This window comes from Pseudomonas sp. Pseusp21 (assembly GCF_059492145.1).
In genome coordinates this window covers 4,869,717-4,883,580 of record NZ_CP168520.1, presented here as the reverse complement: position 1 = coordinate 4,883,580, position 13,864 = coordinate 4,869,717, and the positions used below count along the sequence as shown (strand labels likewise).

Genomic DNA, 13,864 nt, shown 5'->3' with positions numbered 1-13,864 from the left:
CGACCGCCCAACCCCCGAACGGGGGTCATGTCGCGAAACGACAACTTGCCGACTGACACCGCTGCACGCCAAGATAGGCGCAGCATTCAGGAACCCCAGCATGAAATTTTGCAGCCAGTGCGGCAACCCGGTGACCCAGCGCATTCCCGAAGGCGACTCGCGGCTGCGATTCGTCTGCGACAGCTGTCAGACGATTCACTACCAGAACCCCAATATCGTGGCCGGTTGTGTACCGACCTGGGGCACCAAGGTCCTGCTGTGTCGCCGCGCCATCGAGCCACGCCTCGGTTACTGGACCCTGCCTGCCGGTTTCATGGAGAACGGCGAGACCATCGAACAGGCCGCCATCCGCGAAACCGCCGAGGAAGCCTGCGCCCGGGTGCGCAACCTGAGCATCTACACCCTGATCGACGTGCCGCACATCAGTCAGGTGCATGTGTTTTTCCGCGCCGAGCTGGCGGATCTGGACTTCGCCGCCGGACCCGAAAGCCTGGAAGTGCAATTGTTCGACGAGAAAGACATTCCCTGGGACGAGCTGGCTTTCCGCACGGTGGGCCGTACTCTGGAATGCTTCTTCGCTGACCGGCGCGTCGAGGTCTATCCGGTTCGCTCCGAATCGATCCCGCCGCTCGCTCAACCGGCCATCACTTGATTTCGGCGGCGGCCGGCCGATAACCGGCTAACGCAGCCCGCGACAGCGCCTGCACACTATCTATAAATAAAGTATCTGCTTCATTTCCGGGGAATCGTTTCAATGCGCTGGTTGCTTGCCCTGTTCTGCCTGTCATTCGTCACCGCCTCCCAAGCGTCATTCGTGACCACCGTGACGCCTTCGAACACCCCATTCATCGAAAAAGTACTGGTGCTCAAATCGGCTCATCAACTGCAGCTCATAGCCGACGGCAAGCCACTCAAGAGCTATCGTATTTCCTTGGGCAAAGGGGCGAAAAAAGGCCCGAAACTGATTGAAGGCGACAAACGCACACCGGAAGGTTTCTATTGGATCGACTGGCGCAAGACCAGTGACAAATTCAACCTGTCGATGCACATCTCCTACCCGAACATCAGCGACTCCGCCCGCGCACGGCGCGAAGGCGTCGAGCCTGGCGGAATGATCATGATCCATGGCACACCCGACTCCGAGGACACCCCGGAACAACTGTTCCACACCCTCGACTGGACCGACGGCTGCATTGCCATGCGCAACATCGACATGCGCGAAGTCTGGAACCTGGTGCCGGATGGCACGATGATCGAAATCCGCCCCTGATTCTTTCACCAGGGTGCCAGCTCTCTGCGGGCCGCGATGCGGCCCTTTCTCCTGACCATTGGTCGCCCGTAAAAAATAAATTCAAAAGATCGCAGCCTGCGGCCAGGCCTGAACGGTGATACCACTTTCACCCGCCAGAACGGCCGCAGACTGCGATCTTTTGCGTTTTACAGTCCACCTCTAATACCACTTGAAACCACCCACCTTGAAACCCTCGAACCCATAGGCCTACAGGCATTTCCGACGCGTTGACATGGTATGCAAGTGGTATTAGTTTTCGCCCGACAACCGAGCGACAACAATCCTACATCAGCGCCGGAAATGCCTTACATGAACGACCTCCACGCCCTACGCCCCGACGACTCCCAGCCGACGCCGCTATACCTGCAACTGGCGCGCAACCTGGAAGCGGCGATCCATGCCGGCCAGTGGAAAGCCGAACAGGCGATGCCGTCGGAGCGCAATCTCAGCGAACTGCTGGGGATTTCCCGAGTGACCGCGCGCAAGGCATTGGAGGTTCTGCTCGACCAAGGTTTGATCCGCCGCCTGCAAGGTTCTGGCACCTTCATCACCCCACGCCTGGAACAACCGCTGTCACGCTTGTCGGGTTTCAGCGAAATGCTGCGCCTCAAGGGCTTCGTGCCCAGCTCGCAATGGCTGGAACGGGAAATCACCCTGCCCACCCACGAAGAACTGATCCGCCTCGGCCTGTCACCGAACGACAAGGTTGCTCGCATGAAACGCCTGCGCAAAGCCGACGACACCGTGATGGCCATCGAGATGAGCACCCTGCCCGCCTCGATCATGCCCAAGCCACAGGTGGTGGGCGATTCCCTCTATGAACACCTCGACAGCATCGGCAAACCGATCGTGCGCGCCTTGCAACACATCCAGGCCATCAACGCCTCGGATGAGTTCGCCGCACTGGTCGGCATCGCCCCCGGCACCGCGATGCTGCTGATGACCCGGGTCGGCTACCTGGAAGACAACACGCCGATCGAAGTCACCGACACCTATTGCCGCAACGACTACTACGACTTTGTTGCAGAGCTTCGCCGCTGATCAGCAGCCAGGCCAAACGAGAGAAGCGAAATGTCTGAAGACAACATCCTCACCGCTGGCGGCTGGATTCGCGGCCGGCTGATCCACGAACACGGCAGAGTCGTGTCGATCGAAGGCGAGCCTTGCGATCCGGCGACCAATGACTTGCCGTATCTGCTGCCGGGTTTCATCGACCTGCACGTCCACGGCGGTGGCGGCAAGGACATCATGGAGGGCGCCAGCGCCTTCGAGACCATCACCAAGACCCACGTGCGCTTCGGCACCACCTCGCTGCTGGCCACCACGATGACCGCGCCGAGTGCCGAGATTTCCAGCGTGCTCAAGGAAGTCGGCGAGTTCTGTGAACAGCGCCCGAAAGGCTCCGCCCGAGTCCTCGGCGTTCACCTCGAAGGCCCGTACATCAATCCCGGCAAACTCGGCGCCCAGCCGAACTTCGCCCACACCGCGTTGATGGCCGAAGTCGAAGACTATCTGGCGCTAGCACCGATCCGCGTGATCACCATCGCCCCGGAAATCGCCGGCCATGACGGCTTGATTCGTGAACTCAGCAGCCGTGGCATCCGCATGCAGATCGGCCACACCCTCGGCAGTTACGAGGAAGGCGTCGCCGCCCTCGAAGCCGGCGCCACCGGTTTCACCCACTTGTACAACGCCATGAGCCCGCTGCATCACCGCGAGCCGGGCATCGTCGGCGCCGCCCTCGCCCACGCCACATTCGCCGAGCTGATTCCGGATTTGCTGCACGTGCACCCCGGCGCGATCCGCGTGGCCCTGCGTTCGATTCCGTGCCTGTACTGCGTGACCGACTCGACCGCCGCCGCCGGCATGCCCGACGGCGAGTACAAGCTCGGCAGCCACACCGTCACCAAATGCCTGGGCGGCGTGCGCCTGCCCGACGGCACGCTGGCCGGCAGCACCCTGACCATGGATCAGGCCCTGCGCAATCTGGTGAAAATCGGTCTGCCGATCGCCGAGGCCTCACAGCGTCTTTCGCAATTCCCCGCCGACTACCTCGGCATCACCGAACGCGGGCGCCTTGCACCTGGCGCCTGGGCCGACTGCGTGCGGCTGGATCGCTCACTCACACTGACCGCCGTCATGGTCGAAGGAGAAGACATTGACTTCAAAAATGCTTGAGGAGGCGCTGTCCTCGTTCGAGGCCGTGCAAGCCCAACTGCAGCAGCTCGACCCGCAAATGATCGAGATCGCCGGGCGCCTGCGCCGTCAGCCGCCGCAAGTGGCAATGACCGTCGCCCGAGGCAGCTCCGACCATGCGGCGAGCTACTTCGCCTACCTGACCATGCAGCAACTGGGGGTTCCGGTGGCGTCGCTGCCGATGTCGGTGGTGACCATGCAACAGGCGCCGTTGAAGGTCAGCGGTCAGGTTGCGTTCGCGTTTTCCCAATCGGGGCAGAGCCCGGATCTGGTCAACAGCCTGCGCCTGCTGCGCAAACGTGGCGCGCTCAGTGTGTCGATGGTCAACGCCGCCGATTCGCCGCTGGAGGCTGCGTGCGAATTCAGCCTGCCATTGCTGGCCGGCACCGAAAGCAGCGTCGCCGCGACCAAGAGTTTCATCGCCACCCTCAGCGCCAGCGCCCGTCTGATCGCGCACTGGAAAGAAGACAGCGAATTGCTGGAAGCGCACAACGCCCTGCCCGAAGGCTTGCGCGAAGCTGCGCAACAGGACTGGAGCCTGGCCATCGACGCCCTGCGCGATTGCGAGCGTTTGATGGTGATCGGGCGTGGCGCCGGTTTCGCCATTGCCCAGGAAGCCGCACTGAAATTCAAGGAAACCTCGGCGATCCAGGCCGAAGCCTTCAGCAGCGCCGAAGTCCGTCACGGCCCGATGGCCTTGATCGACGAACATTACCCGTTGCTGGTGTTCGCCCCGCGCGGTGCCGAACAGGCCGGTCTGCTGAGCCTGGCGGCCGAGATGCGTCAGCGCGGTGCCCGCGTGCTGCTGGCCGCACCGGATGACGTCAGCGAGCGCGACCTGACCCTGAGCCGCGCCGAACACCCGGCCCTCGATCCGATCCTGGCGATCCAGAGTTTCTACGTGATGGCGGCCGGTCTGGCCGTGGCCCGTGGCATGGACCCGGATCAGCCGCGACACCTGAGCAAAGTCACCCGTACGCACTGAGTCCGAACTGAACGTTTTCCTGATGAGACCGAGCCATGCACAACAACAATAAAGAGCTGACTTTAAGCGCCCCGCTCAGCGGCCCGGTGCTCACGCTCGCCAAAGTCCCGGACGCGGTGTTCGCCAGCGGCGCGATGGGCGACGGCATTGCCATCGATCCGCTGAACGACACCCTGTATTCGCCCTGCGCCGGGCTGGTGATCCACGTCGCCCGCACCGGCCATGCGCTGACCGTACGCGCCGACAACGGCGCCGAGCTGTTGCTGCACCTCGGTCTGGACACAGTGGAATTGCAAGGTGAAGGCTTCTCGATGCTGGTCAAGGAAGGCGCGCGGGTCAGCAATGGCCAGCCGCTGCTGCGCTATGACCTGGACAAGGTCGGCCGCCAGTGCAAAAGCCTGGTCAGCCTGCTGATCCTGACCAACAGCCAGGATTTCCAGGCGCGCCCCATCACCCTGAAAACGGTGAAGGTCGGCGAGCCGCTGCTGCACATCGTCGCTCGTCACAGCACAGCGGCGAATGCAGAAGAACTCGGCGGCCCGGAAGTTCTCGGTCACGTGCAGGTTGCCCATCGCGGCGGTCTGCATGCGCGCCCGGCGGCGTTGATCCGCCAGACCGCGCAAGGGTTCAAGAGCCAATCGCAGCTGCATTTCGCCGGCAAGTCGGCATCGTGCAACAGCCTCATCGGCTTGATGGGCCTGGCGATTGGCGAGCAGGACGAAGTGCAAGTCAGTTGCCAGGGCCCGGACGCACAGGCTGCGCTGCAAGCCTTGCTCACTGCGCTGGCCACCGCACTGCCCGAAGACCATCATGCCGCCGCACCGGTTGCCGCCGCTCCACGCAATCGCTCGGCCGAGGCTGGCGTGTTGCACGGCGTGTGCGCCGCGCCGGGACTGGTGGGCGGGCCGCTGTTTCGTCTGAACGCGATCAGCCTGCCGGCCGACACCGGCAATCACCAGCCCGAGCATCAACTACAGATTCTCGACACCGCGCTGAATCAGGTTCGCAACGAAATCGACGGCACCCTCGTCCAGGCGAAAAAACAGCGCAATGCCGACGAAGAAGCGATCTTCGCCGCGCACCTGGCCTTGCTGGAAGACCCGGCCTTGCTCGACGCCGCCCAGCAATCGATTGAAACCGGCACGGCGGCGACCCACGCCTGGAGCCAGTCCATCGATGCGCAATGCCAAGTGCTGCAAAACACCGGCAGCCCACTGCTGGCCGAGCGCGCCAACGATCTGCGCGACCTCAGGCAACGAGTGCTGCGCGCCCTGCTCGGCGAAGCCTGGCATTACGACGTGCCGACCGGCGCCATCGTCGCCGCTCACGAACTGACGCCTTCGGACCTGCTGCAACTGAGCGCGCAAGGCGTCGCAGGTTTGTGCATGGCCGAAGGTGGCGCGACTTCCCACGTGGCGATTCTGGCTCGGGGCAAAGGCCTGCCGTGCGTGGTCGCACTGGGCTCGGCGCTGCTCGATCAAGCGCAAGGCCTGTCGGTGGTCCTCGACGCCGACGGCGGTCGCCTCGAGCTGACGCCGAATGCCGAGCGTCTGGCCGAAGTGCAGCAGGCGCAAATCGACCGTCAACAACGGCGCGACGCCCAGCAGGCCCAGGCCCATCTGCCGGCCGAAACCCGCAACGGCGTATCCATCGAAGTGGTCGCCAACGTCGCCTCCAGCCATGAAGCGGCCGATGCGTTTGCCAATGGCGCCGATGGCGTCGGCCTGTTGCGCACCGAATTTCTGTTCGTCGACCGCCAGACTGCGCCGGACGTCGAAGAGCAACGCGCTGCCTATCAAGCCGTGATCGATGCCATGGGCGACAAGTCGGTGATCATCCGCACCATCGACGTCGGCGGCGACAAGCAACTCGACTACCTGCCACTGCCAGTGGAAGCCAACCCGGTGCTCGGCCTGCGCGGCATTCGCCTGGCCCAGGCCCGCCCGGAAATCCTCGATCAGCAACTGCGTGCGCTGCTGCAAGTCAGCCCGTTGCAGCGTTGCCGGATCCTGCTGCCGATGGTCACCGAGGTCGACGAACTGCTGCACATCCGCCAGCGGGTCGATGCGCTGTGTCTGGAACTGGGCATCAATCAACGTCCGGAAATCGGCGTGATGATCGAAGTCCCGGCCGCCGCCCTGCAAGCCGAACAACTGGCCGAGCACGCCGACTTCCTGTCCATCGGCACCAACGACCTGTCGCAATACACCCTGGCCATGGACCGCGACCACGCCGGCCTCGCCGCACGGGTCGATGCCTTGCACCCGGCGCTGCTGCGCCTGATCGCCATGACCTGCGAAGGCGCGGCGGTGCATAAACGCTGGGTCGGTGTGTGCGGCGCCCTGGCTTCCGACCCGCTGGCGACGCCGGTGTTGATCGGCCTGGGCGTGACTGAGTTGTCGGTGAGCCCGGTACAGATCGGCGAAATCAAGGACCGCGTGCGCCAGTTGCACGAAGCCGAATGCCAACGCCTCGCCCGGGACTTGCTCAAGCTGAGCAGCGCCGCCGCGGTGCGTCATGCCTGTCATCAACATTGGCCTCTGCGCTAACAAAAACAACAAGGACAAACGCCATGTACCAACTCTTCATCGAAGGCCTGCAACGCCTCGGCCGCGCGCTGATGCTGCCGATCGCGATCCTGCCGATCGCCGGCCTGCTGCTGCGCCTGGGCGACACTGACCTGCTGAACATCGCGATCATCCACGACGCCGGCCAGGTGATCTTCGCCAACCTGGCAATGATCTTCGCCATCGGCATCGCGGTCGGCTTCGCCCGTGACAACAACGGCACCGCTGGCCTCGCCGGGGTGATCGGTTATCTGGTGATGATCTCCACCCTCAAGGTGCTCGACGCCAGCATCAACATGGGCATGCTCGCCGGGATCGTCAGCGGCCTGATGGCCGGCGCGCTGTACAACCGCTTCAAGGACATCAAACTGCCGGAGTACCTCGCCTTCTTCGGTGGTCGGCGTTTTGTGCCGATCGTCACCGGGTTCGCGGCGGTCGGTCTGGGCGTGGTGTTCGGCTACATCTGGCCGCCGATCCAGCAAGGCATCAACAGCTTCGGCAGCCTGATGATGGAAAGCGGCAGCTTCGGCGCCTTCGTCTTCGGCGTGTTCAACCGCCTGCTGATCGTCACCGGCCTGCACCATATCCTCAACAACATGGCGTGGTTCGTGTTCGGCAACTTCACCGACCCGACCACCGGTGCTCTGGTCACTGGCGATCTGTCGCGTTACTTCGCCGGCGATCCCAAGGGCGGCCAGTTCATGACCGGCATGTTCCCGATGATGATCTTCGGCCTGCCGGCCGCGTGCCTGGCGATGTACCGCAACGCCCTGCCGGAACGCCGTAAGGTCATGGGCGGGATCTTCCTGTCGATGGCCCTGACTTCTTTCCTGACCGGGGTGACCGAGCCCATCGAATTTGCCTTCATGTTTCTGGCGCCGCTGCTGTATCTGGTGCATGCGTTGCTGACCGGGTTGTCGATGGCGATTACCAATGCGCTGAACATTCACCTCGGCTTCACCTTCTCCGGCGGTTTCATCGACATGGTGCTGGGTTGGGGACGCTCCACCAACGGCTGGCTGGTGGTGCCGGTGGGACTGGTTTATGCCGTCATCTATTACGCGGTGTTCGACTTCTGTATCCGCCGTTTCAATCTGAAAACGCCGGGACGTGAAGACGTGACCGCTGCCGAGAAATCCGTGCTGACAGAAAACGAGCGCGCCGCTGCGTACATCAAAGCCTTGGGAGGTGCCGAGAATCTGGTCACCGTCGGCGCGTGCACCACGCGGCTGCGACTGGAAATGGTCGATCGCAACAAAGCCTCCGATGCCGATTTGAAAGCACTGGGTGCAATGGCCGTGGTACGTCCGGGCAAGGGCGGCAGTCTGCAGGTGGTCGTCGGGCCGATGGCCGACAGCATTGCCGACGAAATCCGCCTGGCGATGCCCGCATTGGGCCGAGCCGCAGCGACTGCTCCTGTCGCCGTCGTCGAAACCAGCGAGCCCGTTGCTATAGCCGCACCCCAGGTCCAGCAATGGCTGAGCGCCCTGGGCGGCAGCGACAACGTGCTGCAACTCGACTGCATCGCCATGAGCCGGATCCGCCTGCAACTGGCCGATGGCAAAGCGCTGTCGGAAAGCCGATTGAAAGAACTTGGATGTCTGGGTGTGAGCGCGCTGGAAGATGGCGTATGGCACTTGCTGGTGGGGGATCGGGCGCAGAGCCTGAGTGCGGCGTTGGAGGGGTTGGTTAATCGGAGTGAGGTGAGTGCAAAAGTCTGATGGTCGCCATCCAGTTTTGACTTTAAGCGATTACAAACAAGAGACCCGGCCCAGGCCGGGTTTCCTGTTTCATTTGAAGCAACCACCGCAGGACCGGAGCTTCCGAGGGGCAAGCTAAAACCAAATGGGAAGATTCGGTAAAACCCACACATCTTTAAACATTCGAAAATGGAACGCGGAGCGTCCCAGGCTGCATTCCCACGCGGAGCGTGGGAACGATCAAGCAGTACAAAGTTACCTTCTGCTTCCTGCTTCCTGCTTCCGCTTCTGCTTTCGCTCCCCACCACTCAACACGATGAGCGTTAGCTCGAGTAAGGCTTTTGACGTGCCGGCCCCATCGGCAGGCTGAGTGGAGGGATTTATCCGGGGGTGGGAGCGCAGCGACCGTGCGGCGAAGCCGCATGCATCGAGAGGAGGTGCAGCGAAGCAAACCGTAGGCGATGCCCCCGGATGAATCCCGGAACGAAGGAACACCGAGCCAAAGCGAGGTGCCGAACGCCGGGGCCCAGCGTTTTTGGTTACTTTTTTCTGGGCCGGCATTCCGGGCGTTTGAAAAAAGTGACTCGCCGTAAGGGCGAAACCGCCAGTGGCAACACCCGAAGCAACGGATATTCACTCAATCCCAAAAACCAAAAAACCCGCTGAAATCACTCTCAGCGGGTTTCCCGTATCAGCAGCCAAGGAAGATCAAAAATCCTCCAACCGCCAAACCTCATAAGCCGGCGTCTCGTAGGGATGGCTCAACTTAAGAGCCGCCACTACCGAGCGAATCAACTCATCGCAAACGACAAGCTCAACCTTCCACTCCTCGACCCGCTCAACCTGCCCAGCCTGACCAATGAACGGCTGACTCCCGTCCAGAGGCCGAAACTGACCAGAGCCAAGCACCTGCCACGCACAGTGGTCATAGTCGCCAATCCGCCCACCACCGGCAGCGAACACAGCATCCTTGACCACCTCGACATGGCTGTCGGGAACAAAAAACGCGAGCTTGTACACAGCGCTTAGTTCACCCACACACGAGCGTTACGGAACATACGCATCCAGGGTGCGTCTTCGTTCCAGTCTTCCGAACGCCACGAGTTCTGCACGGCGCGGAACACACGCTCCGGGTGCGGCATCATGATCGTCACGCGACCGTCGCGGCTGGTGAGGCCGGTGATCCCGCGCGGCGAACCGTTCGGGTTGGCAGGGTAAGCTTCGGTGACCTTGCCGTGGTTGTCGACGAAACGCATCGCCACGCAACCCGACAAATCGGCTTCGAGCAGTGCCTCTTCGCTTTCGAATTCGGCATGGCCTTCACCGTGAGCGATGGCGATCGGCATGCGCGAACCGGCCATGCCCTGCAGGAAGATCGAGTTCGATTCCTGAACCTGAACCATCGCCACGCGCGCTTCGAACTGCTCGGAGCGGTTGCGCACGAAGTGCGGCCAGAATTCGCTGCCCGGGATCAGCTCGTGCAGGTTGGACATCATCTGGCAACCGTTGCACACGCCGAGGGTGAAGCTGTCGTTACGTTCGAAGAAGCCCTGGAACGCATCGCGGGCACGGCTGTTGAACAGTGCGGACTTGGCCCAGCCTTCACCGGCGCCGAGAACGTCGCCGTAGGAGAAACCACCGCAGGCCACCAGACCCTTGAACTCGTTCAGGTCGACGCGGCCGGCCAGAATGTCGCTCATGTGCACGTCGATCGCGTTGAAACCGGCGCGGTCGAACGCTGCCGCCATTTCCACCTGACCGTTGACGCCCTGCTCACGCAGCACGGCAACCTGTGGGCGAATGCCTTTCTTGATGTAAGGCGCGGCGATGTCCTGGTTGACGTCGTAGCTCAGCTTGACGCTCAGGCCCGGGTTATCTTCTTCCAGCAGCGCATCGAACTCTTGCTCGGCGCAGTCGGCGTTGTCGCGCAGACGCTGGATCTGGTAGCTGGTCTCGGCCCACTGACGTTGCAGCAGACGACGCTGGCCTTCGAACACGGTGTCACCGTTGAAGGTGATGTTGATCTGGCCATTGTTGATCGGCTGACCGATCACGGAAACGCAGTCGCCCAGACCGGCAGCGCTGAATTGGGCGAGGATGTCCGGGGTCGCGTCCTGGCGAACCTGGATCACGGCACCCAGTTCTTCGTTGAACAGGATGGCGGCGATTTCAGCGGAGCTTTCGGCAACGCTGTCCAGGTTGAGGCTCAGACCACAGTGACCGGCGAAGGCCATTTCCACCACGGAGGTCAGCAGACCACCGTCGGAACGGTCGTGGTAAGCCAGCAGGTGACCGTCGGCGTTGAGGCCCTGGATCACGGCGAAGAACGCTTTCAGGTCTTCGGCGTCGTCGACGTCCGGAGCCTGCTTGCCGAGCTTGCCGTGAACCTGCGCCAGGATCGAGGCGCCCATGCGGTTCTGGCCGCGACCGAGGTCGATCAGGATCAGGTCGGTGGTGCCCTTGTCCATGCGCAGTTCCGGAGTCAGGGTCTGACGGATGTCAGCCACTGGCGCGAAACCGGTCACGATCAGGGACATCGGCGAGGTGACGGTCTTGTCTTCGCCGTTGTCGTTCCAGCGGGTGGCCATGGACATCGAGTCCTTGCCCACCGGAATGGTCAGGCCCAGCTCAGGGCACAGTTCCATGCCGACCGCTTTCACGGTGTCGTACAGACGCGCGTCTTCGCCCGGGTGGCCGGCAGCGGACATCCAGTTCGCCGACAGTTTGATGTCGGAGAGCTTGTTGATGCGCGAGGCGGCAATGTTGGTCAGGGTTTCGCCGATGGCCATGCGGCCCGACGCCGGCGCATCCAGCAGCGCCAGCGGAGTGCGCTCGCCCATCGCCATCGCTTCACCGGTGTAGACGTCGAAACTGGTGGCGGTGACGGCCACGTCGGCCACCGGAACCTGCCAAGGGCCGACCATCTGGTCACGGGCCACGAGGCCGGTGATGGTGCGGTCGCCGATGGTGATCAGGAAGCTTTTGCTTGCCACGGCCGGGTGGTGCAGAACGCGCTCGATGCTTTCGCCGATGTCGAGGTTCGACGGATCGAAGTCATCGCCCAGCTCGGCTTCGCGAACCACCGAACGGTGCATGCGCGGCGCCTTGCCCAGCAACACTTCCAGTGGCATGTCCACCGGGTTGTTGCCGAAGTGGCTGTCGGTCACGGTCAGTTGCGGCTCGGCGGTGGCTTCACCGACAACGGCAAACGGGCAACGCTCACGTTCGCAGATCGCCTTGAAGCGCTCGAAGTCGGCCGGGCCGACCGCCAGAACGTAACGTTCCTGGGATTCGTTGGACCAGATTTCGTGCGGGGCCATGCCCGGTTCGTCGTTTGGAATGTTGCGCAGTTCGAAACGGCCACCACGGTCGCCGTCGTTGACCAGTTCCGGGAAGGCGTTGGACAGACCGCCCGCACCCACGTCGTGGATGAAGCTGATCGGGTTCTTGTCACCCAGCTGCCAGCAACGGTCGATGACTTCCTGGCAGCGACGTTCCATTTCAGGGTTTTCACGCTGAACCGAAGCGAAGTCCAGATCCGCCGAGCTGGTGCCGGTGGCCATGGAGGAAGCAGCGCCGCCGCCCAGGCCGATCAGCATCGCCGGGCCGCCGAGCACGATCAGCTTGGAGCCGACAACGATCTCGCCTTTCTTGACGTGTTCTTCACGGATGTTGCCCATGCCGCCAGCCAGCATGATCGGCTTGTGGTAACCGCGAACCTCGTCACCGTGCGGGGTGGTGATCGACTGTTCGAAGGTACGGAAGTAGCCGGTCAGGGCCGGACGACCGAATTCGTTGTTGAACGCAGCGCCGCCCAGCGGGCCTTCGATCATGATGTCCAGCGCGTTGACGATGCGCTCAGGCTTGCCGTACGGCACTTCCCACGGCTGTTCGAAGCCCGGGATCTGCAGGTTCGACACGGTGAAACCGGTCAGGCCGGCTTTCGGCTTGGCGCCACGACCGGTTGCACCTTCGTCGCGGATCTCGCCACCGGAACCGGTGGACGCGCCCGGGAACGGAGCGATCGCAGTCGGGTGGTTGTGGGTTTCGACCTTCATCAGGATGTGCACCGGCTCCTGCACCGCGCCGTACTGGCGGGTTTCCGGATCCGGGAAGAAGCGGCCGGCGACGTTGCCGACGATCACCGAGGCGTTGTCCTTGTAAGCGGACAGCACGCCTTCGCTGTGCATCTGATAGGTGTTCTTGATCATGCCGAACAGGCTTTTTTCCTGGCTCTCGCCGTCAATATCCCAACTGGCGTTGAAGATCTTGTGGCGGCAGTGCTCGGAGTTGGCCTGGGCGAACATCATCAGTTCGATGTCGTGCGGGTTGCGCTTGAGACCGTTGAAAGCGTTGACCAGGTAGTCGATCTCGTCTTCGGCCAGGGCCAGGCCCAGTTCGACGTTGGCTTTTTCCAGCGCGGCGCGACCGCCGCCGAGGATGTCGATGGCGGTCAGCGGCTTCGGTTCGGCGTGGCTGAACAGACCGGCGGCCTGCTCGAGGTTGGCCAGAACGATCTGGGTCATGCGGTCATGCAGTACGTCTGCAATCTGCTGCGCTTCGGTTTCGCTGAACTGGCCGGCGACGTAGAACGCGATGCCGCGCTCCAGGCGCTGGATCTTGCTCAGGCCGCAGTTGCGGGCGATGTCGCTGGCCTTGCTCGACCATGGCGAGATGGTGCCGAAACGCGGCAACACCAGGAACAGACGACCGGTCGGCTCTTGAACCGGAACGCTTGGACCGTACTTCAGAAGGCGCGCAAGCACCTGCTGTTCGTCGCCGGTCAGGACGCCGGTGACTTCGGCGAAGTGAGCGAATTCAGCATACAGGCCACTGACAGCTGGAACCTTCTGGCTCAGTTGCTCAAGGAGTTTGCTGTGGCGAAAGGCAGAAAGGGCAGGAGCGCCGCGCAGGATCAACATCTTCGGGACAGCCTCGGGAAGGGGTGTGCTTTGAGGCCGTGCATTCTAGCCTAAACCGCCCTCAACATCACCCGAAACGCTACGCACGGTTGCACCCGGATGTCGAGTGGTGTTCCTGCCTTGAGGGTCAAATTTATGGGGTGTTGCAAGGCGGGTTATTTTTTCTGTCACAAAATGCCTTTCGGGCCCGTTTCTGCGGGGTT

The 13,864-nt window shown here is 62.5% G+C and carries 9 protein-coding genes; 7 read left to right on the top strand and 2 right to left on the bottom strand.

From position 1 onward, the window contains the following. Positions 1 to 100: 100 nt before the first annotated feature. From ACEN93_RS22055 to nagE, 7 genes are all read left to right on the top strand, one after another. Positions 101 to 652, top strand: a complete 552-nt coding sequence (locus ACEN93_RS22055) for an NUDIX hydrolase (protein WP_039769534.1) — start codon at positions 101 to 103, stop codon at positions 650 to 652. Between the two features lie 102 nt (positions 653 to 754). Then, positions 755 to 1,270 carry a L,D-transpeptidase family protein gene (locus ACEN93_RS22050; protein WP_039769532.1) on the top strand — a complete coding sequence of 172 codons (516 nt, stop codon included), beginning with the start codon at positions 755 to 757 and terminating at the stop codon, positions 1,268 to 1,270. Between the two features lie 330 nt (positions 1,271 to 1,600). Continuing rightward, on the top strand, positions 1,601 to 2,332 hold the full coding sequence (locus ACEN93_RS22045) for a GntR family transcriptional regulator (RefSeq protein WP_039769530.1): 732 nt from the start codon (positions 1,601 to 1,603) through the stop codon (positions 2,330 to 2,332). Between the two features lie 30 nt (positions 2,333 to 2,362). Further along, positions 2,363 to 3,469 carry an N-acetylglucosamine-6-phosphate deacetylase gene (gene nagA, locus ACEN93_RS22040; protein ID WP_495610499.1) on the top strand — a complete coding sequence of 369 codons (1,107 nt, stop codon included), beginning with the start codon at positions 2,363 to 2,365 and terminating at the stop codon, positions 3,467 to 3,469. Then, positions 3,450 to 4,472 carry an SIS domain-containing protein gene (locus ACEN93_RS22035; protein WP_139834502.1) on the top strand — a complete coding sequence of 341 codons (1,023 nt, stop codon included), beginning with the start codon at positions 3,450 to 3,452 and terminating at the stop codon, positions 4,470 to 4,472. Before nagA ends, ACEN93_RS22035 begins: the two co-directional genes overlap by 20 nt. A 35-nt stretch (positions 4,473 to 4,507) precedes the next feature. Then, positions 4,508 to 7,021, top strand: coding sequence for a phosphoenolpyruvate--protein phosphotransferase (gene ptsP, locus ACEN93_RS22030; protein ID WP_495610498.1), 2,514 nt, complete (start codon positions 4,508 to 4,510; stop codon positions 7,019 to 7,021). Positions 7,022 to 7,044: 23 nt separating this feature from the next. Then, positions 7,045 to 8,760, top strand: a complete 1,716-nt coding sequence (gene nagE / locus ACEN93_RS22025) for an N-acetylglucosamine-specific PTS transporter subunit IIBC (protein ID WP_074691214.1) — start codon at positions 7,045 to 7,047, stop codon at positions 8,758 to 8,760. 687 nt (positions 8,761 to 9,447) lie between these two features. Here nagE and ACEN93_RS22020 read toward each other — a convergent pair. Both ACEN93_RS22020 and purL read right to left on the bottom strand, forming a co-directional pair. Further along, positions 9,448 to 9,759, bottom strand: coding sequence for a YqfO family protein (locus ACEN93_RS22020; protein WP_039769519.1), 312 nt, complete (start codon positions 9,757 to 9,759; stop codon positions 9,448 to 9,450). Positions 9,760 to 9,764: 5 nt separating this feature from the next. Then, entirely contained in the window at positions 9,765 to 13,661 is a 3,897-nt protein-coding gene (gene purL / locus ACEN93_RS22015; RefSeq protein WP_074691210.1) for a phosphoribosylformylglycinamidine synthase, read from the bottom strand. Between the last annotated feature and the right edge of the window lie 203 nt (positions 13,662 to 13,864).

Bases quoted from the DNA above. Each gene is read 5' to 3' on its own strand.
- ACEN93_RS22055 (WP_039769534.1), top strand. From the start codon at position 101: ATGAAATTTTGCAGCCAGTGCGGCAACCCGGTGACCCAGCGCATTCCC.
- ptsP (WP_495610498.1), top strand. From the start codon at position 4,508: ATGCACAACAACAATAAAGAGCTGACTTTAAGCGCCCCGCTCAGCGGC.
- ACEN93_RS22050 (WP_039769532.1), top strand. From the start codon at position 755: ATGCGCTGGTTGCTTGCCCTGTTCTGCCTGTCATTCGTCACCGCCTCC.
- ACEN93_RS22045 (WP_039769530.1), top strand. From the start codon at position 1,601: ATGAACGACCTCCACGCCCTACGCCCCGACGACTCCCAGCCGACGCCG.
- nagE (WP_074691214.1), top strand. From the start codon at position 7,045: ATGTACCAACTCTTCATCGAAGGCCTGCAACGCCTCGGCCGCGCGCTG.
- nagA (WP_495610499.1), top strand. From the start codon at position 2,363: ATGTCTGAAGACAACATCCTCACCGCTGGCGGCTGGATTCGCGGCCGG.
- purL (WP_074691210.1), bottom strand. From the start codon at position 13,661: ATGTTGATCCTGCGCGGCGCTCCTGCCCTTTCTGCCTTTCGCCACAGC.